This is a genomic window from Dorea longicatena, from assembly GCF_024168045.1.
GTDB lineage: Bacteria > Bacillota > Clostridia > Lachnospirales > Lachnospiraceae > Dorea_A.
Genome location: NZ_CP100126.1, coordinates 2,826,885 through 2,850,110, shown reverse-complemented (window position 1 = coordinate 2,850,110; position 23,226 = coordinate 2,826,885). Strand labels below are relative to the sequence as shown.

At 43.8% G+C, this 23,226-nt stretch carries 25 protein-coding genes; 22 read left to right on the top strand and 3 right to left on the bottom strand.

Annotated elements, in window-relative coordinates:
* The first annotated feature begins 26 nt into the window (after positions 1–26).
* The 6 genes from NKF87_RS13665 to NKF87_RS13640 all read left to right on the top strand — a co-directional run bounded on the left by NKF87_RS13665 (position 27) and on the right by NKF87_RS13640 (position 4,626).
* Positions 27–1,400, top strand: a complete 1,374-nt coding sequence (locus NKF87_RS13665; RefSeq protein WP_253583726.1) for a DUF5702 domain-containing protein — start codon at positions 27–29, stop codon at positions 1,398–1,400.
* A 104-nt stretch (positions 1,401–1,504) separates the two neighbouring features.
* Positions 1,505–2,344 carry a pilus assembly protein gene (locus NKF87_RS13660; RefSeq protein ID WP_118224994.1) on the top strand — a complete coding sequence of 280 codons (840 nt, stop codon included), beginning with the start codon at positions 1,505–1,507 and terminating at the stop codon, positions 2,342–2,344.
* On the top strand, positions 2,332–2,760 hold the full coding sequence (locus NKF87_RS13655) for a prepilin peptidase (RefSeq protein ID WP_253583725.1): 429 nt from the start codon (positions 2,332–2,334) through the stop codon (positions 2,758–2,760). Before NKF87_RS13660 ends, NKF87_RS13655 begins: the two co-directional genes overlap by 13 nt.
* Position 2,761: 1 nt before the next feature.
* On the top strand, positions 2,762–3,181 hold the full coding sequence (locus tag NKF87_RS13650) for a TadE family protein (RefSeq protein ID WP_253583723.1): 420 nt from the start codon (positions 2,762–2,764) through the stop codon (positions 3,179–3,181).
* 15 nt (positions 3,182–3,196) lie between these two features.
* Positions 3,197–3,946, top strand: coding sequence for a DUF6382 domain-containing protein (locus NKF87_RS13645; RefSeq protein WP_028087039.1), 750 nt, complete (start codon positions 3,197–3,199; stop codon positions 3,944–3,946).
* Positions 3,947–4,017: 71 nt separating this feature from the next.
* Positions 4,018–4,626 (top strand): rhomboid family intramembrane serine protease, encoded by a 609-nt coding sequence (locus tag NKF87_RS13640; protein WP_118224996.1) that lies wholly within the window; start codon positions 4,018–4,020, stop codon positions 4,624–4,626.
* Here the strand turns inward: NKF87_RS13640 and NKF87_RS13635 are convergent.
* Positions 4,582–5,328 (bottom strand): sensor histidine kinase, encoded by a 747-nt coding sequence (locus NKF87_RS13635; RefSeq protein WP_253583721.1) that lies wholly within the window; start codon positions 5,326–5,328, stop codon positions 4,582–4,584. The genes NKF87_RS13640 and NKF87_RS13635 overlap by 45 nt on opposite strands.
* Positions 5,329–5,414: 86 nt before the next feature.
* Between NKF87_RS13635 and NKF87_RS13630 the strand changes: the two genes are divergently transcribed.
* Both NKF87_RS13630 and NKF87_RS13625 read left to right on the top strand, forming a co-directional pair.
* The gene (locus NKF87_RS13630; protein WP_278336861.1) at positions 5,415–5,825 is read left to right on the top strand and encodes an HIT family protein; all 411 of its coding nucleotides are present in this window, start codon (positions 5,415–5,417) and stop codon (positions 5,823–5,825) included.
* Between the two features lie 20 nt (positions 5,826–5,845).
* On the top strand, positions 5,846–6,409 hold the full coding sequence (locus tag NKF87_RS13625; RefSeq protein WP_055283337.1) for an RNA polymerase sigma factor: 564 nt from the start codon (positions 5,846–5,848) through the stop codon (positions 6,407–6,409).
* Positions 6,410–6,465: 56 nt separating this feature from the next.
* On the opposite strand, the gene NKF87_RS13620 is transcribed toward NKF87_RS13625, so the two are convergent.
* A complete protein-coding gene (locus NKF87_RS13620) occupies positions 6,466–7,533 on the bottom strand; it encodes an undecaprenyldiphospho-muramoylpentapeptide beta-N-acetylglucosaminyltransferase (RefSeq protein WP_195257079.1) in 1,068 nt (355 codons plus the stop codon).
* 148 nt (positions 7,534–7,681) lie between these two features.
* On the opposite strand from NKF87_RS13620, the gene NKF87_RS13615 reads away from it, so the two are divergent.
* Both NKF87_RS13615 and NKF87_RS13610 read left to right on the top strand, forming a co-directional pair.
* On the top strand, positions 7,682–8,587 hold the full coding sequence (locus NKF87_RS13615; RefSeq protein ID WP_253583719.1) for a DUF4367 domain-containing protein: 906 nt from the start codon (positions 7,682–7,684) through the stop codon (positions 8,585–8,587).
* A gap of 71 nt (positions 8,588–8,658) precedes the next feature.
* Positions 8,659–9,132: a DUF6147 family protein gene (locus tag NKF87_RS13610; RefSeq protein ID WP_253583717.1), complete on the top strand. Its 474-nt coding sequence runs from the start codon at positions 8,659–8,661 to the stop codon at positions 9,130–9,132.
* A 525-nt stretch (positions 9,133–9,657) separates the two neighbouring features.
* On the opposite strand, the gene NKF87_RS13605 is transcribed toward NKF87_RS13610, so the two are convergent.
* The gene (locus tag NKF87_RS13605) at positions 9,658–9,900 is read right to left on the bottom strand and encodes a TIGR03905 family TSCPD domain-containing protein (protein ID WP_028087031.1); all 243 of its coding nucleotides are present in this window, start codon (positions 9,898–9,900) and stop codon (positions 9,658–9,660) included.
* A gap of 200 nt (positions 9,901–10,100) precedes the next feature.
* Here NKF87_RS13605 and NKF87_RS13600 point away from each other — a divergent pair, with 200 nt between their 5' ends.
* From NKF87_RS13600 to NKF87_RS13545, 12 genes are all read left to right on the top strand, one after another.
* On the top strand, positions 10,101–10,793 hold the full coding sequence (locus NKF87_RS13600) for a 5'-methylthioadenosine/adenosylhomocysteine nucleosidase (RefSeq protein WP_055283346.1): 693 nt from the start codon (positions 10,101–10,103) through the stop codon (positions 10,791–10,793).
* A gap of 153 nt (positions 10,794–10,946) precedes the next feature.
* On the top strand, positions 10,947–11,849 hold the full coding sequence (locus tag NKF87_RS13595) for a hypothetical protein (protein WP_253583715.1): 903 nt from the start codon (positions 10,947–10,949) through the stop codon (positions 11,847–11,849).
* Between the two features lie 31 nt (positions 11,850–11,880).
* A complete protein-coding gene (locus tag NKF87_RS13590) occupies positions 11,881–13,422 on the top strand; it encodes an aminotransferase class I/II-fold pyridoxal phosphate-dependent enzyme (protein WP_253583713.1) in 1,542 nt (513 codons plus the stop codon).
* Positions 13,415–14,002 (top strand): guanylate kinase, encoded by a 588-nt coding sequence (locus NKF87_RS13585; RefSeq protein WP_118225690.1) that lies wholly within the window; start codon positions 13,415–13,417, stop codon positions 14,000–14,002. The genes NKF87_RS13590 and NKF87_RS13585 overlap by 8 nt, the downstream gene beginning before the upstream one ends.
* Entirely contained in the window at positions 13,989–14,978 is a 990-nt protein-coding gene (holB, locus tag NKF87_RS13580; RefSeq protein ID WP_215720331.1) for a DNA polymerase III subunit delta', read from the top strand. The genes NKF87_RS13585 and holB overlap by 14 nt, the downstream gene beginning before the upstream one ends.
* A 4-nt stretch (positions 14,979–14,982) precedes the next feature.
* Positions 14,983–15,894, top strand: a complete 912-nt coding sequence (locus tag NKF87_RS13575; protein ID WP_055283355.1) for a PSP1 domain-containing protein — start codon at positions 14,983–14,985, stop codon at positions 15,892–15,894.
* Entirely contained in the window at positions 15,884–16,648 is a 765-nt protein-coding gene (locus NKF87_RS13570; protein ID WP_028087024.1) for a tRNA1(Val) (adenine(37)-N6)-methyltransferase, read from the top strand. Before NKF87_RS13575 ends, NKF87_RS13570 begins: the two co-directional genes overlap by 11 nt.
* A gap of 3 nt (positions 16,649–16,651) precedes the next feature.
* Positions 16,652–17,497 (top strand): 16S rRNA (cytidine(1402)-2'-O)-methyltransferase, encoded by an 846-nt coding sequence (gene rsmI / locus NKF87_RS13565; RefSeq protein WP_118225691.1) that lies wholly within the window; start codon positions 16,652–16,654, stop codon positions 17,495–17,497.
* A 159-nt stretch (positions 17,498–17,656) separates the two neighbouring features.
* Positions 17,657–18,769 (top strand): ABC transporter ATP-binding protein, encoded by a 1,113-nt coding sequence (locus NKF87_RS13560; protein WP_028087022.1) that lies wholly within the window; start codon positions 17,657–17,659, stop codon positions 18,767–18,769.
* A gap of 246 nt (positions 18,770–19,015) precedes the next feature.
* Positions 19,016–20,101, top strand: coding sequence for a PucR family transcriptional regulator (locus NKF87_RS13555; protein ID WP_118225692.1), 1,086 nt, complete (start codon positions 19,016–19,018; stop codon positions 20,099–20,101).
* A 68-nt stretch (positions 20,102–20,169) separates the two neighbouring features.
* Positions 20,170–22,449: a hydratase gene (locus NKF87_RS13550; RefSeq protein ID WP_253583711.1), complete on the top strand. Its 2,280-nt coding sequence runs from the start codon at positions 20,170–20,172 to the stop codon at positions 22,447–22,449.
* Between the two features lie 267 nt (positions 22,450–22,716).
* Positions 22,717–23,223, top strand: a complete 507-nt coding sequence (locus NKF87_RS13545) for an RNA polymerase sigma factor (RefSeq protein WP_118225694.1) — start codon at positions 22,717–22,719, stop codon at positions 23,221–23,223.
* Positions 23,224–23,226 lie beyond the last annotated feature (3 nt).

Here is a 23,226-nt window from a genome sequence, read left to right as displayed (position 1 = left end):
GTGTGGTGAGCACCGGAAAGAAGGAGATGACGACAGGGTATGTAAGAGGAGAGGTAACGGTATATCTGACACTGACATTTATTCTGCTTGTCTCGCTTGTACTTGCGTTGACGGAAAGCGCATCCATCCAGATGGCAAAGAATTACAGAAGGGCAGATATGAACCGGGCAGTGGAGTGCGTATTTGCGGAATATCAAAAAGAACTTCTGGAACATTATGATGTATTTGCCATAGAGGCAGGATATGAAAGCGGGACATACAGTGAGCAGAATTTGTTAGACCGCCTGTCATATTACGGTGCAGATATGGAAAATGATATAAAAAGAATCCAGTTGCTCGCAGATAAGAATGGAGAATTGTTCATGGATCAGGCCGGTAAATACATGAAACACAAATACGGAATCTCATGGGCGGACAAATATCTTGGAAGTACTTCCATCTGGAAGAATCAGGAGCGGCAGGCAGATGAAATTACCAGAGAAGAAAAAGCGCAGACAGATCATCTGGAGGAGCTTCTGAACGGGCAGGAAATGGAACTTCCGGGCGAAGAGAATCCGTTGGAACATGTAGCAGGACTGAAGCAGGCACCGATTTTGAGTCTGGTATTACCGAAAGAAACACAGGTATCAGAAAAACAGATTGTGTCAGAGGACATGCCGGAGAACCGAGAGAATCAGACCGGTCATGGAACATTTGAAGATGTGGAATCGGAAGGAGGAACACTGGATTCCGTATTGCTGGGCGGGTATATACAGGAACATTTTGCGGATTTTCTGGATGAACCGAAGGGTGGGAGCCTAGACTATGAAGTGGAATATATTCTGGCTGGCAGGCAAAGTGACCGGGAGAATCTGGAAACAGTCGCGAACAAATTAGTGCTGCTGAGATTCGTGCCGAATTATCTGTATCTGCAGACCAACAGTACCAGACAGGCCGAGGCACGGGCAGCGGCAGGGACATTATGTACACTGCTTGCAGTACCGGCGGTTACAGAAGCAGCAGCGCAGGGAATTCTTCTGGCATGGGCATATGGAGAATCAGTGATGGATGTGAGAACATTGCTGAATGGAAAAAAGACTGCAGTTGTAAAAGATGATGCAAGCTGGCAGCTCTCATTATCTGGTCTTATGAAGCTTGGAACAGAGGAAGACACCGGCGCCGGGACGGATGTAGAAGGTGGTATGGACTACAAAGACTATGTGCGAATGTTGTTATTCCTGGAAGATAAAGGGAAATTAACAGTAAGAACCATGGGAGTGATCGAGAAGGATATGCAGACGATTTACAGCCAGCCGTCATTTCGGATCGATTACTGTGTTGGAAGAATGGAAGTGGACACGGTGTGTAAGCTGAGAAGAGGGATATCGTATAGATTTCAGACATATTACGGCTATCAGTAGTGCGTGTAAGAACAATGACATGAGGCGGATAAAGATGCCCTTTCAGGTATCGTTAGAAATCCCGGAAATATAAAAATAATAAAGAAAGGAGCAGGATTCGCAAAATGAGAAATAATTTATTCTCCCCCTCACAACCTATCAATCATTCAGTATCTGAAAGGGTATCTTTATCCGCCTCAACACGATTGGAAAAATTATTCCGTAATAAAAGAAAGGGAAGCGTTACCGTAGAGGCGGCAGCAACGGTACCGCTGTTTTTCCTGGCGGTTGTGACACTGCTGTACCTTCTGGAAATGATGGCAGTACATACTGCAGTCAGGAGCAGTCTGCAGTATGCAGGAAAACAGGCGGCAAAAGACACCTGTATCACACAGATGCTGATGCCGTCAAAGGTAGAGCGTGATGTCGTCTATGCAATCGGAGAGACAAGGATGGAAAGAAGTATCATTGCAGGCGGCAGCAGTGGGATGGACTGTTCGGCATCAAGAATGTCTGTGCGTACCGGGATTGGAACATTGAACGCAGAATATCAGGTGAAAATTCCTGTGCCGGTATTCGGTATCAGACCGGTAAAATGCAGGGAAACCATGAAGATAAAAGCATGGAGCGGATATGAAAAAGAGGGATTATCCGATATGGGAAATGATACGGTCTATGTGACGGAGAACGGTCTTGTATATCACAAAGATTATCATTGTTCCTATCTGGATCTGTCGATCCGGATGACACATATGGGTACGGTGTCTGATCTTCGTAATGAAAGTGGCGGCAGATATTATCCATGTGAACATTGCATGAAAGGAAATGCAGGAACTATATACATTACAAATTTTGGAGACCGGTATCATAGTTCATTGTCATGCAGTGGATTAAAACGGACAATCTATGCGATACCGGTATCGGAGGCAGCGGGAAAGGGGGCATGTTCCAAATGTGGACGGTAAGCCGCATAGTGGCGATGGTCATACTGACAGGACTGTCGTTTGTGGATTATAAGATCAGGAAAGTTCCGAGAGATGTACTGTTATTGTGTATGGCAGGAACGGTTCTATATCAGGCAGTTACACAGAATACAGACTGGATGGTATCGCTGGGAGGCGGGCTGATCGGTATGATATTTATAGGAATCAGTAAGATTACACGGGAAGCAATTGGATACGGGGACAGTCTGGCGATTCTGATACTTGGAATCTATCTGGGAGTATGGGGACTTCTGGAAGTTCTTGCGACTTCATTTTTTATTCTGGGGATTCTTGCTCTGGGATGCGTGACCCTGAGACGGAAGAAGAGTCTTGCATTCCCATTCTATCCGTTTCTGACAGTGGGCTATCTGTTTGGCGTATGTATCGGAGGACTGTGAGATGGAACGGATTATAAACATAGATAAGAAACATGCTCTGAACGGAAGCTTTACAGTGGAAATGTCCCTGCTGATGCCGATGATATTATTTCTTGTTATGGGGTGCGTCCTGGCATGTTTTTATTATCATGACAAGAATATTATTGCGGGAGCAGCATACGAGACTGCTGTTGTCGGAAGTACGAAAGCCAGAGAAAAGGACGGAATACAGGAAGCGGAATTAAAAGCTTTATTTCAGGAGCGGGTCGGGAAAAAGTGCATCCTCTTTCCGGGAGCCATGGCGGTATGTTCCGTGAGCAAAGAAGAGATCCGTGTGTCGGCCGTGGCGAAAAGACGGAAGATGTCACTTGCGGTAGAAAGCAGGGCATCGGTAACAGAACCGGAACGGTATATCCGGGATATCCGCAGGATAAAGAAATAAATGGGGAATGAAAGAATGGAACGAAAGATAACGATAGAAGAACATGTATTATATAAAGAGGACTATCAGATGAAGATGCTGAAAGCCAATTCACCGGAAGGATTCCTTAAGGTGGCAGGAAGAGGCATGAATGGCAGCAGTTATTATGATTATGATGTAAGCGGAAAGATATCTATGCAGGCAATGTATACAAGAGCAAAGTTAAAGGCGGAGGATATACGGCAATTTATGTACCAGTTTGGGAATGTGCTGAAAGAAACCGGAAAATATCTGCTGGATATCCACTGTATTCTACTGGAACCGGAATATATATTTTATGAGGAAGGGCAATTCTTTTTCTGTTATTATCCGCCGGCAACGCAGGATCTATGGGAGAAATTCCATGTGCTGACAGAGTACATGGTGAAAGTTGCGGATTACGAGGAAGAAGAATGTGTCCGGCTGGCATTTTTGCTGCATAAGGGAACGATGGAAGAAAATTACAGTCTGGAGAAACTAATCGCAGAATGTGGGGAAAGAGAAGAAAAAGATATGGAAAAACCAGTAAGAAAAACAATGATAGATGAACTGCTGGAAGAAAAAAGAGAGCGGACATCTTATTACGATACGGAAGAACATGACTGGATTACGGAACAGGAGATGGGAAGCTCGATCATGCGTGAGACAGATAATCTGTGGATCCCGGTAAAGCGTTTCCTGACTAAACATAAAAAAACAAAATGGGGAGAATGGGACGGACTGCATATTGAAGAAGAGGAATTGTAATATTTAAGTAATCTATGTTATACTGATAAAGACAGAAAATGAATAGATTGAAAGGTAACGGACGATAGAAGATGAATAAGAACACAATAAAAGCACCATGTACTGTATTACTGGCAGTTGTGAATGTAATAGTCTTTCTGGTACTGTCATTTCAGGGAATGACGGAGGATGGAAGATTCATGTTACAGCATGGGGCAATGTATGTTCCATATCTGATAAAGAACGGAGAGTATTACCGGCTGTTTACGAGTATGTTTCTCCACTTCGGATACGATCATCTTTTCAATAATATGGTTGTGCTTGTAGCGATGGGGTGGAATCTGGAACTTGAGATAGGAAAGATAAAGTTCCTCATCGTATATTTTGTAAGCGGCCTTGCAGGGAATATCCTGTCTGCATGGTGGGACATACTGACAGGAAGTATGGCAGTATCGGCAGGCGCATCCGGTGCAATCTTCGGAATTATCGGTGCACTTCTGTATGTGGCGATCCGTAACCGGGGAAGGATAGGAGAGATATCCGGCAAAGGATTAGTGTTTATGGTTGTGCTGACATTATATTATGGATTTACCAGTGGCGGCGTAGACAATATGGCACACATCGGAGGTCTGGCAGCCGGCTTCCTGATGGGAGTATTACTGTATCGGAAGCGTAAGGGTAAACGTGGTTCCGTTATGTAAGACGGAGTTAAGCGTGACCGTTCCATGATGTGCCTGGATGATCCGGCGGGTGATTGCAAGTCCAAGACCGGTCCCGTCCGGTTTGTGAGTGACAAATGGCTCGAAGATAGTCTTCTGGTCTTCGGGAGCGATGCCGCATCCGTTGTCCCTGACCCCGATATGCAGAGAATCTGTCTGGAGAGTGACAGAGAATGTAATGACCGGCTTCTGGGAATCAGGAGCTTTTTTGTTCAGTGCATCGCAGGCATTACGAAGAAGATTCAGAACTGCCTGACGGAGCTTTACGGGATCTGCAGATATTTCCGGGAGATCCTTGGGAATACGGGAAACAAATTCGATATCTGTATCAACAATAGAAGCAGCGAAGGATAAAGCAATCCTGCGGAAATATGTACTTGCACTTACCGGGGTAAGTTCCAGACGTTCTCCGTTATTGTAAGAAGACAGATCCTCCAGGAGAAATTTCATGTATTCGATATCCTGATGCAGTTCCGTCCAATGGGAAAATGTAAGGACTTCCGGATGTTGTGATTCGATAAGCTGGAGTGTACTGTAAACCAGTGTCAGAGGATTACGGATCTCGTGACTTATGGTACTGATCTCCATCTGATGAGAGGTTAAAAGCCGGTTTATAAGTGCTTCGTTTTCAGGATTTTCCTGCATAATCTGTTGTAATTTGTCATAGTCTGTCGATGATAACATAATAATTACCGCCCCTTTCTGAGGTATCAGTTTAGCATTGGCGGTTTAAATAATCAATCATAAATTTTAAAAGAAAGAAGGATAAGATTATGAAGGATGAGAATTGTATTTTTTGTAAACTGGCGAATGGAGATATTCCGACAGCGACTGTGTATGAGGATGAAGATTTCCGGGTGATCCTGGATGCCAATCCGGCAGCAAAAGGACACGCACTGATCCTGCCAAAAGAGCATTATGCCAATCTGTATGAGATTGATGATGAACTTGCAGGAAAATCAATGATCCTTGCGAAGAAAATGATCACAAAGCTCACAAAAGCACTGGGCTGCGATGGTTACAATATTGTCCAGAACAACGGTGAAGCTGCAGGACAGACAGTATTTCATTATCATGTACACATGATCCCGAGACATAAAGATGACAAAGTCGGACTTGGATGGGCGATGCATGAGTTGACAGAAGAAGAAAAAGAAGATGTTTTATCAAAGATTAAGTAGATAAAAGGTAGGAGCGTAAAGTGGGAAGAGAGTTTACAGGGGAAAGTGCCTTTGTGGATGCATATAGCGAATATTTTGACGTTGTATACAGGGAGGCACTCAGATACTCTGGAAACCATCACGTAGCAGAAGAAATTGCGCAGGATGCCTTCTTCATGGCATATGTACAGAATGGAAATGAATCCAAGCAGCAGATCAAAGCATGGATGCTGATGCTTGCAAAGTACAGAGCCATGAATTATATAAGAGACCATAAACGCGAAGTGTCGTTAGAGGAAATAACGATGTCGGAAGAGAAATATCCGGACGCTCTGGTTGATGACAGTTCAGAAGAGTATGTGATAGCGATGCTCAAGGAACAAGGTTTCCGCAAACTCGGAATTGATATATTCCGGGAATTGTATCAGAAAAAGGCCAGATGGTATCAGGCAGTGACACTTGTATATTATGTAGATATGCCGCAGAAGGAAGCCGCTAAGCAGATGGGCGTTACATTATATGCATTGGAAGGTATGCTGAAAAGAGCAAGAAAATGGATGATAAAAAGGTACAAAGATGAGTATGACCGCTTACACAATACATAAAAAACAGGTGGAAGTACAACCACCTGTTTTTTATGTATTACAGAGATAAATGCAGATCAGTGTCTGGCAACAGATTCGATCAGGTCGATAATGGTATCGATGGAATTCTGCTGAGGAGAATTCTTCATTGCCTGAATGTACGTCTCACGGTTCTGATAAAGGTCCGTGATTGCTTTCAGGAGGACATCATGATTCAGTTCCTCTTCTTCCAGAACAACACTGTATCCCTGACGTTCGAAAGAACGGGCGTTCAGGATCTGGTCACCACGGCTTGCATTTGCAGAAAGTGGAATCAGAAGATTTGGTTTGTGCAGTGCAAGAAGTTCGCAGATCGCATTGGCTCCGGCTCTTGAAATAACAAGATCTGTCAGAGCGAAGAGGTCCTTCAGTTCGTCTTTGATATATTCGAACTGAGCATAACCTTCCAGGTCTTTCAAAGATTCATCAATTTTGCCCTTGCCACAGAGATGAACTACCTGGAAAGACTGAAGCAATTCAGGAAGGACACTGCGGACAGCATCGTTGACGGCAACAGAACCAAGACTTCCGCCAACGACCATGATCACTGGTTTGTCCTGAGTGAAGTGCAGAAATTCCAATGCCTTATATTTATCACCGGATAACAGTTCCTGACGAATCGGAGAGCCTGTGAGAACAGCCTTTCCGGCAGGAAGATGCTCGATGGTTTCCGGGAAGTTACAGCAGATTTTTGATGCCGATGGCATGGAAATCTTATTAGCAAGTCCCGGTGTCATGTCAGACTCATGGATAATGGTCGGGACATGACGGCTTTTACCGGCAAGAACAACAGGAACGGATACGAAGCCTCCTTTGGAGAAGATGACATCAGGATGAAGGATCTTCACAAGTTTTTTGGCTTCGCCGAGTCCTTTGATCACACGGAACGGATCCGTAAAGTTCTGCACGCTGAAGTAGCGGCGGAGTTTACCGGTTGAGATTCCGTGATACGGAATACCGAACTGTTCAATCAGTTCTTTTTCAATTCCATTATAAGAACCTATATAGTGAATATCATAGTTTAATTCTTTCAGGCGTGGCAGAAGAGCAATGTTAGGTGTAACATGCCCGGCAGTACCGCCACCGGTTAAGATAATACGTTTCATAATTACCTCCAGACTTGAATATGTATTATTCTTGCATACATAAAATATAATAAAGATTATATCTATATTATACTTTCTGAAAGAAATAGGTCAAGTGGCAAAACTATGGAGAAAGTTACAGACCAGTCAAAAATTTGAGGGTAGCAAAATGAATGATAAGAAAGACGAATTTAAAGAATGCATTGCCAGGGAATTTGAAGAGATTGCCAGAGAGGAAGAAGAATTTCTGGAAAATGACACCAGTCTTGTCGTGCCTGAAGGGACAAAGGAAGCTGTCCTCGCAAGAGTAAGAGAACAGATCCGTGCATATGAGATGGAGCAGGCCAGGAAAGAAACAGAAGAAAGAGAAGAAGCAATCAACCATCTCTCTGAAGAAGATCGCGAGGCTCTGGAGCTGGGACGCAAGATGCTGAAGGCAGGGATCGGACAAAATGATCCGGAGGAACCTTCCGGAAAGAAAGTCCGCCGCAAAAAGAAGCCTTTGAAAATGTATCTCGCACTGGCAGCAGTCATTGTCTGCGTGCTGGCAATGGGGATTACCAGTATGGGAGGTCCGGAGAGGATTGTGCGGATGATGACGCAGGATGTTGGGGATAGAGAGGTTGAAAAAGTAAGTACGAGTCATAAGATAAAAATGATAGAAAGTGAAGATGAAGAAAAGGCGTATCAGGAAATAAGAAATAAATTTGGTACAGATGTGGTTAAATTATCTATATGTTTAAATAATATGAAATTTGACACAATGAATTTAAACGAAGATAAGCAAATCGCAGAGATGTATTATACATACAATGAAAAGACTATTGCCTATTTTATAAATATGCCATACAGAGATAACTCATGGGGAGTTGATTTTGAAGATCCTATCGAAAAAGAATATACTAAAAAAATAGAGGATTGTTCAATTGAAGTTACAATTTATAAATTAAAAGAAAGTAAAAAATCAAGTTGTGTTGCAAAATTTAAATATGACAATATAGAATATTTATTGATGGGAACAACAACACAAGAGGAATTTGAAAAAATATTAAAAAGTTTAGTTTTTCCCAAATAAAAGCGACAGTTTTTGAAAAATTATGTGTATTAATATATGAGGGCAGAAAAAAGTACGAATGGAGGTGAGATATGAAGAAGAAAATCATGTCTATATGTCTGACCGCAATGCTGGTCGGAGGATTGTCGATGACATCCATGCAGGAGACGAGAGCCGCGGAGGGTAAAGTGATAGACGGTTCGGAGCTGACGCATGAGGAAGAGTCGATAGGGTATGATACGAAGATTACCAGAGGTGAGGACTTATTAACGGGTTATTCCAAGTGTACAAAGCTTGACAATGGAAAAATCTATGCTGGTGGAACAACAGTTGCAAGACAGGTTGTCAAAAGTGTACAGATAGCTGTAATTGTAGAGCGGGCAAAAGAAGAAGACAAAGAATGGTCATACTATGATAATTGGAAGAAAGAAAATAAAAATACCAACAGAGCCATGTCCAACAGAACGCTTTACGTTGACGGTGGTTATTACTACCGCGTACGTTGCACACATGTTGCTAACAGCGATATGAGCAGTTCCTTTACTGATGGAATTTACATCGACTAACAATCCTAAAAAGCATAGAAGGATAAGAACATAAGACTAAAAAAAGAAGAGCAAAACAAAAAGATTACAAATCAAAAGATGAAGAGATTAAAGTAAAGAAGTGGACGGAAAAACCAGAAACCATGCAGACCATGACAGTCAAACAGTAGTTGGGATAAAGTGAAGATTACAGCTGAATGAAACAGGTAAAACAGACAAAGCAAACCATAAGGTAATGTAAATAAAAAGAAGACGACAATAAAAAAACCATAAATAAATTCATCAAAAAGTAAGTGCACAATATGTAGGAGCGGATAATAATTAGAAAATACAATGAAAAACAATGAAAGAAACAATGTAACTATTAATAATTATTTATTCGTAACCAGTCAACGGAAGTTTTGACGAGGGAAAAGCAGGGTGTGAAAAAAAAGAGAAAAAAATACCAAAATTAAAAAATCACCAAAATGAAAAAGGATACAAGTCTCCCGGTCGGGGAACGAGTATCCTTTTTTGTCTGCGTTATTCAGATCAGCTGCTGGCCTATTATTCGCCAAGTGCCTGTCTCAAAGCTTTGGATAACTGGTCAGGACAAGATGTCGGTCTTTCACCACATCTGGTTCCTTCCAGGCGCTTGATGACTTCATGTGCATCCATTCCTTTAACAAGGCTGCTGATTCCGGATGTGTTACCGGCACATCCGCCTACGAATTCTACGTTAGCAATTTTATCTCCGTCAAGTTCTACGTGAATGAGACGAGAACAGACTCCGGTTGGTTTGTAATCCATATCTATTACCTCCTGATAATGTTCTTGCATAGTTTTAGATGATTCGGTATCAACAGACAGAAAATCTGTTGACTGCCATACTTCCCGATTATAACAGAAAACCATCAAATTATCCATACATTTCGTCGGTTGAAATCCATTTTCCTATCGTCTATAATAAGGCGTAGATAAATTCGTGAAACACAGGAGGGTATAAATATATGATAGGTATTATCGGCGCAATGGAAGAAGAAGTTGCAGAACTGAAGAAAGATATGCAGATCGAAGAGACCGTGGAGATGGCAGGTATGGTATTCTGCAAGGGAACACTCGGCGGAAAAGATGTTGTAATCGTAAGAAGCGGAATCGGTAAGGTCAATGCAGGAATCTGTGCACAGATTCTGGTGAGTCAATTCGGAGCAGATACATTGATCAATACCGGTATTGCCGGCTCGCTTGATGCACAGATTGATATTGGCGACATGGTCATTTCCACGGATGCACTGCATCATGATATGGATGCGACTGTATTCGGTGATCCGGCAGGACAGATTCCGAGAATGGATACATTGTCATTCCCGGCAGACAAGGAGCTTGTGAAGAAGGCGGTAGCAGCGAATGAAAAAGCGAACCCGGATATTCATACATTTACAGGAAGAGTGGCGAGCGGGGACCAGTTCATTTCCGATAAGGAAGTGAAAGAAAGAATCGTGTCATTATTCCACCCGATGTGTGTAGAGATGGAAGGTGCCGGAATCGCACAGGCCGCTTACCTGAACAAAGTTTCGTATGTCATTATCCGTGCTATTTCGGATAAAGCCGACAACAGTGCGACAATGGACTATCCGACATTCGAAAAGAAAGCAATCGCCCACAGTGTAAGGCTTATGAAAGAATTGCTTCCGATGATCTAAGACACCGGGACAACCTGCGCAGTACAGAATGTTACAGGATATGCACGAAAGTGACAGAAAGCAGCATTTCCCGTGCAGAATAGGAAGAACGAAATAAAGCGCCCTTCTCTTTGATATACAGTATAATGCATATCAAAAAGGAGGGCTATTATTATGCTGGAAATGTTATTGGACAAGAAGTTGTTATTTGTGCTTATGGGGATGCTGACCGGACTTGGAGTGGCAGACAAGTGTATCGTGAGTATGACGATGAAACGTATGGTAGAGGCAGCGGGAAGTATGAGCAAAAGCAATCATCCGCTGATGCGCCTGGTCCGGGCGAAATTCGAACATGCGTGTATGATCAGTGACACGGTGGAAAATGTAGGAGTATTTGTGGATAAATATCTGTATGAGTACAAAGTATGTGGATTACGTCTGCATTCGCTCCGGAGACTGGAAAAGATGTGTTCCGGTCTTCTGATCGTAACCGGGCTTGCGGGAGCCGGGCTTACATATCGGGTCTATGGAATGGGAGATGAAGCGCTGCGGATGGGCGCTGTCGGCTGCGGACTCGGAATCCTGGTGTGGCTGTTCCACCTGACAACGGATGAGAATTACTGTATGGAGATGGCGAAGAATTACATGGTTGATTATCTGGAAAATGTATGTCTCCGCAAGTATGAAAAGATGAATCAGAAGGAACGGACCGTGCGTGTAAACATAGAAAACGGACCGGCGGAAGAGGAAATACAGAAGGATAAAATACAAAAAGACGAAATACAAAAGGATGAGATACAAAGGGATGAGATACAAAGGGATGAAGTACAGGAGACGGAAGCCGGAACAGAAGAGACACCTGCCCCGGTACCGGATCACAGTGTAGTCCATATGCAGCGTGAGAACAGACGGAGAGAACGGACTCAAAATACCGCAAAAAATCTGGCAAAAGCATCGGCAGGACTTGCCGGTATGGACGGAAGTAAAAGCCCGGAAGCGGAAGAACAGAAAGATGCACCGGAGGAGCTTGCAAAGGACGAGATGATACGCCAGATTCTGCGGGAGTTTATGGCTTGATAATATAATGTTATTTTGTTAAAATATATGCATGTATAATATATTTGATAAACTAAAGAATTACAGTGATTCCGACTATTACGCATTCCACATGCCGGGCCATAAAAGGAATCTGGATCTGATGGACGGAACCTCTCCGTACAGGATCGATATTACAGAGATCGATGGCTTTGATGACCTGCATCATGCAGAAGGGATTTTGAAAGAAGCGCAGGAAAGAGCGGCAGAGGTGTACCATGCGGATGAGACACATTTTCTTGTTAACGGAAGTACCGTCGGAATCTTGAGTGCAATATTAGGAACAACTGAAAAAGGGGATTCCATACTTGTGGCAAGAAATTGTCACAAGTCTGTGTATCATGCGATATATCTGAATGAACTGGATCCGGTCTATCTTTATCCAAAGTTTGATACAGAACTGGGACTGAGTACAGAGATCGATGCAGAAGATGTGCAGAAAGCACTGGAAGAACATCCAAAGATCCGTGCGGTGATGATCGTATCACCGACCTATGACGGCGTGGTGTCGGACATCGAAAAGATTGCAGAGATTGTACATGAAGCGGGATGCCTGCTAATCGTAGACGAAGCGCATGGGGCGCATTTTGGCTTTGATCCGTATTTCCCGGAGAGTGCGAATATGTATGGCGCAGATCTTGTGATCAACAGTCTTCATAAGACGCTTCCGGCCCTGACGCAGACAGCGTTGCTGCATGTGAACAGGGAGCGGGTGAACCGCAGGAAAGTAAAGCGGTATCTGGATATGCTGCAGACGAGCAGTCCGTCGTACATACTGATGGCAAGTATCGATGCGTGTATTCATCTGCTGGAAGAGACACAACTGCAGAAGTGCAGTATTTTCAAAGAATATGCGGCACATATCGATACCCTGCGGGAAGAATTGAAGAAACTGAAGTATCTGAAGATTATCCGGACAGAGAATACAGACAGATATGACAGGTCTAAATTTGTGATCTCTGTAAAGCATGCCCCGATGTCCAGTCATGAATTGTATGAAAGACTGCTTCGTGATTATCACTTGCAGATGGAGATGCTTGCCGGAACCTATGTCCTGGCAATGACGACGGTAGGGGATACGCAGGAAGGGTTAGACAGATTGCGGGATGCATTGCTTGCAATTGATGCTGAGATCGATACAAAGTTAAAGTCAGGATCCGGACAGAAAGATGCCGGGCAGGAGCAGAAACCGATGCAAATGACCGACACGGATATCCCGCTTTCCGGAAGACAGCCGTCACTGGAAGAGGTGTGGACGATCGCGAAGGCAGTGAAGTGCAGAGATAAGATGCAGAACCAGAACCACCAGAAGGATTCAGAAGACATCCTGTATTTGGTGAACCCAGGCAAGATGGAAAAACGAAATTTCAAGGACAGCGCCGGATGCATTTCCCTGGAATATGCGTACCTCTATCCGCCGGGAAGTCCGCTGATCGTTCCGGGAGAACGCATTACGCAGGAAGCGGTGGAGATTCTCTGCTGGTATCAGGAACACGATTTTTCAATTGAAGGACTGCAATCAGAAGATAGCATAGAGGTATGGATAGATGGGTAAGATATTTTACATGATGGGAAAGAGTTCTTCCGGTAAGGATACGGTCTATAAAGAGATCAGAAAAGAGCTTCCCGAGTTGAAGACGCTGACATTATATACGACCAGACCGATGCGGGAAGGTGAAAAAGACGGCGTGGAATATTATTTTGTTTCGAATGAAATATTAGAACAGTATGGAGAAGAAGGCAAAATAATTGAACTTCGTACCTATCAGACCGTGTATGGTGACTGGAAATATGCTACAATAGATGATGGACAGATTCATCTGACCGGGTCTGATTATCTGATGATCGGTACGCTGGAATCTTATATGAAGATGAAAGCGTATTATGGACAGGAGAATCTGGTTCCGCTTTATATCGAAGTGGAAGACGGGGAACGCCTGATGCGCGCGATTGCAAGAGAACGGCAGCAGGAACATCCGGGATACGAAGAAGTCTGCAGAAGATTTCTGGCAGATCAGAAGGATTTCTCAGAAGAGAATCTTGCGGCAGCAGGAATTACAAGAAGATATCAGAATGACGATAAAGTACGATGTAAGGAAGAGATAATAGAGGTAATACGAGATGGGAAGCTTTAAAGATGTGGTTGGTCACAAAGACATATTAAAATATATCAGTAGCGCAGTGGAGAATAACAGAGTGTCGCATGCGTATATTCTGAATGGGGAGAGAGGTTCCGGTAAGAGGATGCTGGCGAATCTGTTCGCAATGACTCTTTTGTGTGAGAGCGGGAACAGTGAACCTTGCGGGAAATGTCATTCCTGCAGGCAGGCAGAGAGCGGAAACCATCCGGATATTATCCGTGTAACACATGAGAAGCCGAACAGCATCAGTGTAGATGATATCCGTACACAGGTGAACAATACCGTGGATATCAAGCCGTATCAGGGACCATACAAAGTATATATTATCCCTCAGGCAGATCTGATGACACCTCAGGCACAAAATGCAATTCTGAAGACGATCGAGGAGCCGCCGGCATATGCGGTATTTTTACTGCTGACGGAGAATGCAGAGATGTTACTTCCGACGATCAACTCTAGATGTGTTATGCTGAAGCTGCGTAACATCAAAGATACACTGATCAGAAAGTATCTGATGGAGAATCTGGAGATACCGGATTACAAAGCAGATATGTGTACCGCATTTGCCCAGGGAAATGTGGGACGCGCGATCATGCTGGCGAATTCGGAGCATTTTAATGAGATCAGAGAGGAAGCGGTACAGCTCCTGAAGCATATCCATGATATGGAACTGAGTGAGATTGTTGCTGCGGTTAAGAATATATCTGTATATAAATTAGAGATCACGGATTATCTGGACATTATCATGATCTGGTACAGAGATGTCTTACTGTATAAAGCAACAAAAGAGATTGACAAGGTCGTATTCAAAGACCAGTTACAGAGTATAAAAGAACAGGCGAGAAAAAGCTCTTATGAAGGAATTGAACTGATCCTGGAGAGCCTTGAGAAAGCGAAAGCCAGACTGAAAGCGAATGTTAACTTTGATCTGGTTATGGAGCTTTTGTTCCTGACCATAAAGGAGAACTAATCATATGACGAAGGTAATAGGCGTTAGATTCAGAACCGCCGGAAAGATCTATTTCTTTTCGCCGGGAAAACTGGAGGTAGAGACGGGCGATAAGGTTATCGTTGAGACTGCAAGAGGAGTGGAATTTGGTTCTGTAGTCACCGGACCGAAGGAAGTGGAAGACGATAAGATCACACAGCCGTTAAAATCCGTGATCCGTCTTGCAACAGACGAAGATAAGAAAAAAGAAGAAAAGAACAAAGAAAAAGAAAAAGAAGCATTCAAGATCTGCCTGGAGAAGATCCATAAGCACGGGCTGGAGATGAAGCTGATCGATGCAGAATATACATTTGACAATAATAAGGTGCTGTTCTATTTTACTGCAGACGGACGAATCGATTTCCGCGAGCTGGTAAAGGATCTGGCAAGTGTATTCCGTACAAGAATCGAGTTAAGACAGATCGGTGTGCGTGATGAGACGAAGATCCGCGGAGGGATCGGGATCTGTGGCAGACCACTTTGCTGTCATACGTATCTATCTGAGTTCGCACCGGTATCGATCAAGATGGCAAAAGAGCAGAACCTTTCACTGAATCCGACGAAGATCTCGGGTGTCTGCGGAAGACTGATGTGCTGTCTGACGAATGAAGAGGAGACATACGAAGAACTGAACAGCCATCTTCCGGCAAATGGTGATCATGTCACAACACCGGAAGGCTTAAGAGGAGATGTCCAGTCTGTTAACGTACTCCGTCAGCTGGTGAAGGTTGTTGTAACACTGGATAATGACGAGAAAGAGATCCGTGAGTATCCGGCAGCAGAACTGAGATTCAAGCCGAGACGTAAGAAGAAAGACGTAAGACTTTCCAAAGAAGAGATGAAGGAACTGAAGGCGTTAGAAGAAAAGAACGGAGCGTCAAAGTTAAATGATGACTAAATTACTTCCGAATGAAAGACTGGATGACCTGCAGATCAGAGGATACGAGATCATCCAGAGTCCGGGACGGTTCTGTTTTGGAATGGATGCGGTGCTTTTATCCGCATTTGCAAATGTGAAAAAGCACGAAAAAGCACTGGATCTCGGAACAGGAACGGGGATTCTTCCGATCCTTCTGGAAGCTAAATATCCGGGCCTGCATTATACAGGACTGGAGATCCAGGAGGAGAGCGCAGATATGGCAAGGCGCAGCGTCAGCCATAACGGACTGGAAGAGAGGATCGACATTGTAACGGGAGATATCAAGGAGGCAGCATCCATATTCGGAGCCGCCTCTTTTGGAGTTATTACGACCAATCCCCCGTACATGATCGGAGACCACGGACTGAAGAATCAGAATACAGCATTGTATATTGCCAGACATGAGGCACTCTGCACGCTGGATGATATATTAAGAGAAAGTGCGAAACTATTGAAGGTCAAAGGAAGGTTTTACATGGTCCACAGGCCATTCCGGCTTCCGGAGATCATGACAAAGATGTGCGCATACGGAATCGAGCCAAAACGTATGCGGCTGGTATATCCGCATATAGACAAAGAACCGAACATGGTTCTGATCGAGGGTATGAAAGGCGGAAATCCGAGAATGCAGGTGGAGCCGCCACTGATCGTATATCAGAAGGATGGAAGTTATACAGAAGAACTGCTTGAGATGTACGGGATGAACAAGAGCGAGCATAAGATGGAGGAGTAAGAGATGGCAGGAACATTGTACTTATGTGCGACACCGATAGGAAATCTGGAAGATATGACCTTCCGGGCGGTGCGGATTTTGAAAGAAGCAGATCTGATTGCGGCAGAAGATACCAGGAACAGTATCAAGCTTCTGAATCATTTTGAGATTAAGACACCGATGACCAGCTATCATGAATATAATAAGATTGAAAAAGGACACAAACTTGTGGAACGCCTGCAGAATGGTGAAGATATTGCAGTGATCACCGATGCAGGTATGCCGGGAATCTCTGATCCGGGAGAAGAACTGGTAAAGATGTGCCAGGAGGCCGGGATCACGGTTACAGCTGTTCCGGGAGCCTGCGCATGTGTGACGGCGCTTACGATATCCGGGCTTGGAACGAGAAGATTCGCATTTGAAGCATTTCTTCCGACGGATAAGAAGGAGAGACAGGCTGTCTTGAATGAACTGAAAGATGAGACAAGAACAATGGTGATCTACGAAGCACCGCACAGACTGGTCCGCACGTTGAAGACGCTTCGGGAGACGCTTGGCAACAGACGCATCAGTATCTGCCGGGAACTGACGAAGAAGCATGAGACGGTATTTGCCACAAAGATAGAAGACGCACTGGCATATTATGACGTACAGGAGCCGAAGGGAGAATGCGTCATGGTGATCGAAGGAAAAAGCAGGGAAGAGATCCGGAGTGAAGAAAAAGCCAGATGGGAAGAGATGAGCATGGAAGAGCATATGGAACTCTATCTCGGACAGGGCATGGATAAGAAAGCTGCGATGAAACAGGTGGCAAAGGACAGAGGTATAGGGAAAAGAGACGTCTATCAGGCACTGTTACAGACACCCTGACTTTAAATAACGTTCCGTTCGTCAACTTGTATAGAAAATGAAAAAAAGATTGTTCAACTTGGGCATTACCCAGGTTGAACTTTTTTTATATACTTTTTATCAGAACGAAACAGGTAACAAAATGAAATAAAACGATTATAAATCAGGAGGATTATAACAATGGCAAGTTTATCATTAAAACACATTAACAAAACTTATCCAAATGGATTTGAAGCAGTAAAAGACTTCAACCTTGAGATTGAAGATAAAGAATTTATCATTTTCGTAGGACCATCCGGATGTGGTAAATCTACAACGCTCCGTATGATCGCCGGTCTGGAAGATATTACTTCCGGAGAACTGAAGATCGGGGACAAAGTAGTAAATGACGTAGAGCCAAAAGACAGAGATATCGCAATGGTATTCCAGAACTACGCTCTGTATCCACATATGACAGTATATGACAACATGGCATTTGGTCTGAAGTTAAGAAAAGTACCAAAGGACCAGATCGACAAAATGGTTCGTGAGGCAGCTAAGATCCTGGATCTGGAACCACTGCTTGACCGTAAACCAAAAGCTCTTTCCGGTGGACAGAGACAGCGTGTTGCTATGGGACGTGCGATCGTTCGTGATCCAAAGGTATTCCTTATGGACGAGCCTCTTTCAAACCTGGATGCAAAACTCCGTGGACAGATGCGTATCGAGATCTCTAAACTGCACCAGAGATTAGGTACAACCATCATCTATGTAACACATGACCAGACAGAAGCTATGACACTGGGAACCAGAATCGTAGTTATGAACGCAGGTATTGTTCAGCAGGTAGATACACCACAGACTCTGTACGATTATCCATGCAACCAGTTCGTTGCCGGATTCATCGGATCACCACAGATGAACTTTGTTGATGCGAAATGTAAAGTAGTCGGAAATAAAGTATACCTGGTAGCAGGACCTTCAGAAATCGAGCTTCCACCGGCAAAAGCGAAGAAGCTGATTGATGGCGGATATGAAGGAAAGACAGTTGTTCTCGGAATCCGTCCGGAAGACGTGCACGATGAGCAGATGTTCATCGAAGCTTCTCCAAATACAGTAATCGAAGCAAAGATCCGTGTATATGAGATGCTCGGTGCAGAAGTATTCTTATACTTCGATTATGAAGGATCAAGTATGACAGCAAGAGTGGATCCTAGAACAACAGCAAGAACAGGTGATACTGTTAAATTTGCTCTGGATGCTGAGAAGATCCATATCTTTGATAAAGAGACACAGGTTACAATCACAAACTAGTCTGTAATGAAGGCTTGGTATAAGAGCCGCAATTATCATGAAAAACAGATGAATATAAGAGGACCGGGCGTAAGAAAGCGTCCGGTCTTTTCGTTTTTTTCAGCAGACAATAAAATTTTGCTTTGTTAAAGCATGATTATCTGCTATAATGTATTCGTAATGCAGTTCGTTAGCGTGCTAAAATGTATACAAGTATGCAAAAGAACACGAAGAACAGCATTACGGATAGGAAATGGAGGACAATGCGTGTTATCAAATCAGATATTACACAAAACAGCACAGGATATCAGGGAGATTACAGGATTTGACTGTGCAATATGGGATATGCAGGGGTTCTGTCTCGTAAGAACGAATGAGACTCTGACCGGGTATGAGATCCAGATCCAGGATTTCCGTGATGACGAAGAAGAACCGGAAGAGATGATCTTAGATGAGATGGGAATGTTCCGCATCTATGAAGACAGTGATCCGGTATATGTATTGATGCTGCATGGAACTGCAGACGGCATGGAACTGGCAGGACGTATGGGAGCAAGTCAGCTTCGGAATCTTCTTTATGTATACAAAGAACGGATGGATAAGAACCGGTTTATTCAGAATCTGCTTCTGGATAATCTGCTTCTGGTTGATATCTATAATCAGGCAAAGAAGATGAAGATTCCGGCAGAACTCAAGAGAGTCGTATTCGTGATCGAACCGAAGAATGAAGGAGATGTCCTGGTACAGGAAACTCTGAAAGGTCTGTATGCGACGGGAACAAAGGATTTCGTAACGGCAATTGATGAAAAACATATTATTCTTGTGAAGTCACTGCAGTCTACCGACAGCTATCCGCAGGTAGAACAGATCGCCAAAGAGCTGGTCACGACGCTGAATATGGAAGCCATGGTAAGTGTAAGAGCGGCATATGGAACAATTGTAGAAGAATTAAAGGATGTATCCAGATCATACAAAGAAGCAGATATGGCTTTGGAAGTCGGAAGAGTGTTTTATACAGAGAAGAAGATCCTTGCATACAATGAACTCGGAATCGGACGACTGATCCATCAGCTTCCGGCATCACTCTGTGAGATGTTCCTGAATGAAGTATTCGAAGATGGCAAGGCCGATATTTTCGAAGAAGAAGAACTGACGACTGTTTATACATTCTTTGATAATAACCTGAATATATCAGAGACGGCAAGGCGCCTGTATGTGCATAGAAATACACTGGTGTACCGTCTGGAGAAGATTCAGAAGAAAACAGGACTGGATGTGCGTGTATTTGACGATGCACTGACATTCAAGATTGCCATGATGGTAGCAGACCATATGAAATATATGAAAGAATAATCAGGTTAGCAGATGTCTGGACTCAGACATTTTAATATATTCATAATACGATAGTAGGAGGACAAAACATGCTGAAATTATATGACAAGGGAGTCTATTTACTGAATGGAACAGAGATTGTGGAAGAAAAAGAAGCAGTTGCTGCAAAAACAGGTAAAGATGTGACTCCACAGGAAGCTGCAAAGAATACAATGGCATATAACATTCTGGCAGCGCATAACACCTCGGGAAATATGGAGCGTCTGCAGATCAAATTCGATAAGCTGACATCTCATGACATTACATTCGTTGGAATTATTCAGACAGCTAGGGCTTCAGGGCTTGAAAAATTTCCGATCCCTTATGTACTTACGAACTGTCATAACTCTCTTTGCGCAGTCGGAGGAACGATCAACGAAGATGATCACATGTTCGGTCTCACCTGCGCGAAAAAATATGGCGGAGTCTATGTACCGCCTCATCAGGCAGTCATCCACCAGTTTGCCCGTGAGATGCTGGCTGGCGGCGGTAAGATGATCTTGGGATCAGACAGCCACACACGTTATGGTGCACTTGGAACCATGGCTATGGGAGAAGGCGGACCGGAGCTTGTAAAACAGCTTCTGAATAAGACATATGATATTAAGATGCCGGGGGTAGTCGGAATCTACTTAGACGGTGAGCCGATGAAAGGTGTCGGACCACAGGACGTGGCACTTGCGATCATCGGTGCGACATTTGGCAATGGCTATGTTAACAATAAAGTGATGGAATTCGTAGGACCTGGTGTGAGTAAGTTAAGTGCGGACTTCCGTATCGGTATCGATGTTATGACGACAGAGACGACCTGCCTGTCATCCATCTGGAAGACCGATGATAAGATCAAAGAATTCTATGACATTCATGGAAGAAGTGAAGATTACAAAGAACTCAACCCGGGAGATATTGCTTACTATGACGGTATGGTATATGTAAACTTAAGTGAGATCAAACCAATGATCGCAATGCCATTCCATCCGTCTAATGTATACACGATCGATGAAGTGAGAACCAACTTAAAAGACATCCTTCATGATGTAGAACAGAAAGCACTGGTAAGTCTCGACGGAGCAGTTGACTATTCTCTGCAGGATAAGATTGTAAATGGGCAGTTATATGTGGATCAGGGAATCATCGCAGGATGTGCCGGCGGCGGATTTGAAAATATCTGTGCAGCAGCAGATATCATCAAAGGACATTATATCGGTTCCGATGAGTTTACATTCAGTGTATATCCTGCAAGTACACCGATCTACATGGAACTTGTGAAGAACGGAGCAGTTGCTGACCTTATGGAAGCAGGAACGATCGTGAAGACGGCATTCTGCGGACCATGCTTCGGTGCCGGAGATACCCCTGCAAACAACGCATTCTCGATCCGTCACTCAACCAGAAACTTCCCGAACCGTGAAGGCTCCAAACTTCAGAGCGGACAGATCGCATCGGTTGCACTTATGGATGCACGTTCCATCGCTGCAACAGCAGCGAATAAGGGATTCCTTACACCTGCAACTGACCTGGATGTGGAATATAAAGGACAGACTTATCATTTTGATAAGAACATTTATGCGAACCGTGTCTTTGACAGCCATGGTGTAGCAGATCCATCGGTAGAGATCAAGTTCGGACCAAATATCAAAGACTGGCCTGCAATGGCAGCACTTCCGGAAAACTTACTTCTGAAAGTGGTATCTGAGATCCATGATCCGGTCACCACAACAGATGAACTGATTCCATCCGGTGAGACCTCTTCTTACAGATCCAACCCTCTGGGACTTGCAGAATTTGCATTGTCCAGAAAAGATCCTGCTTATGTAGGCCGTGCGAAGGAAGTACAGAAAGCTGAAAAAGCAATTGAAGCAGGACAGTGTCCGTTAGAAGTATTAGATGAACTGAAACCGGTTATGGATAAGATTCACGAGACATATCCGGAGACAGGAAAAGGTAATCTCGGAATCGGAAGCACGATCTTTGCAGTAAAACCGGGAGATGGTTCTGCAAGAGAGCAGGCAGCATCCTGTCAGAAAGTACTCGGCGGCTGGGCAAATATTGCGAACGAATATGCAACCAAGAGATATCGTTCGAACCTGATCAACTGGGGTATGCTTCCTTTTGTTACGGAGGAAGATCACGAGAACTTAAGCTTCCGTAACGGCGACTATATCTTCGTGCCGGAGATCAGAAAAGCAGTGGAAGATAAGAATGCCGAGATCAAGGCTTATGTGGTTGGAGATTCTCTGAAAGAGATCACGCTGAAGCTTGGTGATATGACCGATGCCGAAAGAGAGATCATCCTGAAAGGATGTCTGATCAATTATTACAGAGGATAATATGTTTTATTTTTGGTACCGTTTTGTTTTGGAAAATTTTGATCTGACATTCGGACTTATGTATACAGCAGGAAATCACGGATTTCCTGCTGTTTTTCCTTATTCGGAGATGCAGACACTGCCTAAATAAGGAAAATTCTTGTATAATATGATAAAATACCTGCAACAATGTGAGTAGGAAATGACTCTTATTTATATAGGATTTATAATAATTACCGGAAGATTAAAAATAGTAATAACAGATTCATATCTGAGGGAGGTTACGATATGATATGCAGTGTAAAAAGGTTCTCGGAAATGTATGAAACGGTTTACCGTGATCTGTACCATTACGCACTGTGCCTGATGAAGAATCCACAGGAAGCGGAGGATGCAGTGAGCGAGGCGGTTGTTGCGGCATACGAGAACATACATAAATTAAAAAAAGAAGAAGCATTCCGCAGCTGGATATTTACAATTCTGACGAATAAATGTAAGAAGAGATTGAAGAAGGCATTAAAAGAAGAGCCGGGAAGAGAGGAAGAACTTCCGGAACAGCCGGTTGTACCGGATTATGATCTGGCAATGGACGTCAGGAAAGCATTCTTCGTGTTATCGGAAGAAGAACAGATATTAGTCGGATTATCCGTATTCGGCGGGTATTGCAGTCAGGAGATCGGGGAAATGATGCGGCTGAATCCGAACACGGTACGATCGAAGCGGAGCCGGGCACTTAAAAAGATGGAATGTGTGTTAGGCAGTTACGGAGAAACAGAGCAGGGAAGAAAGGAGTGAGAA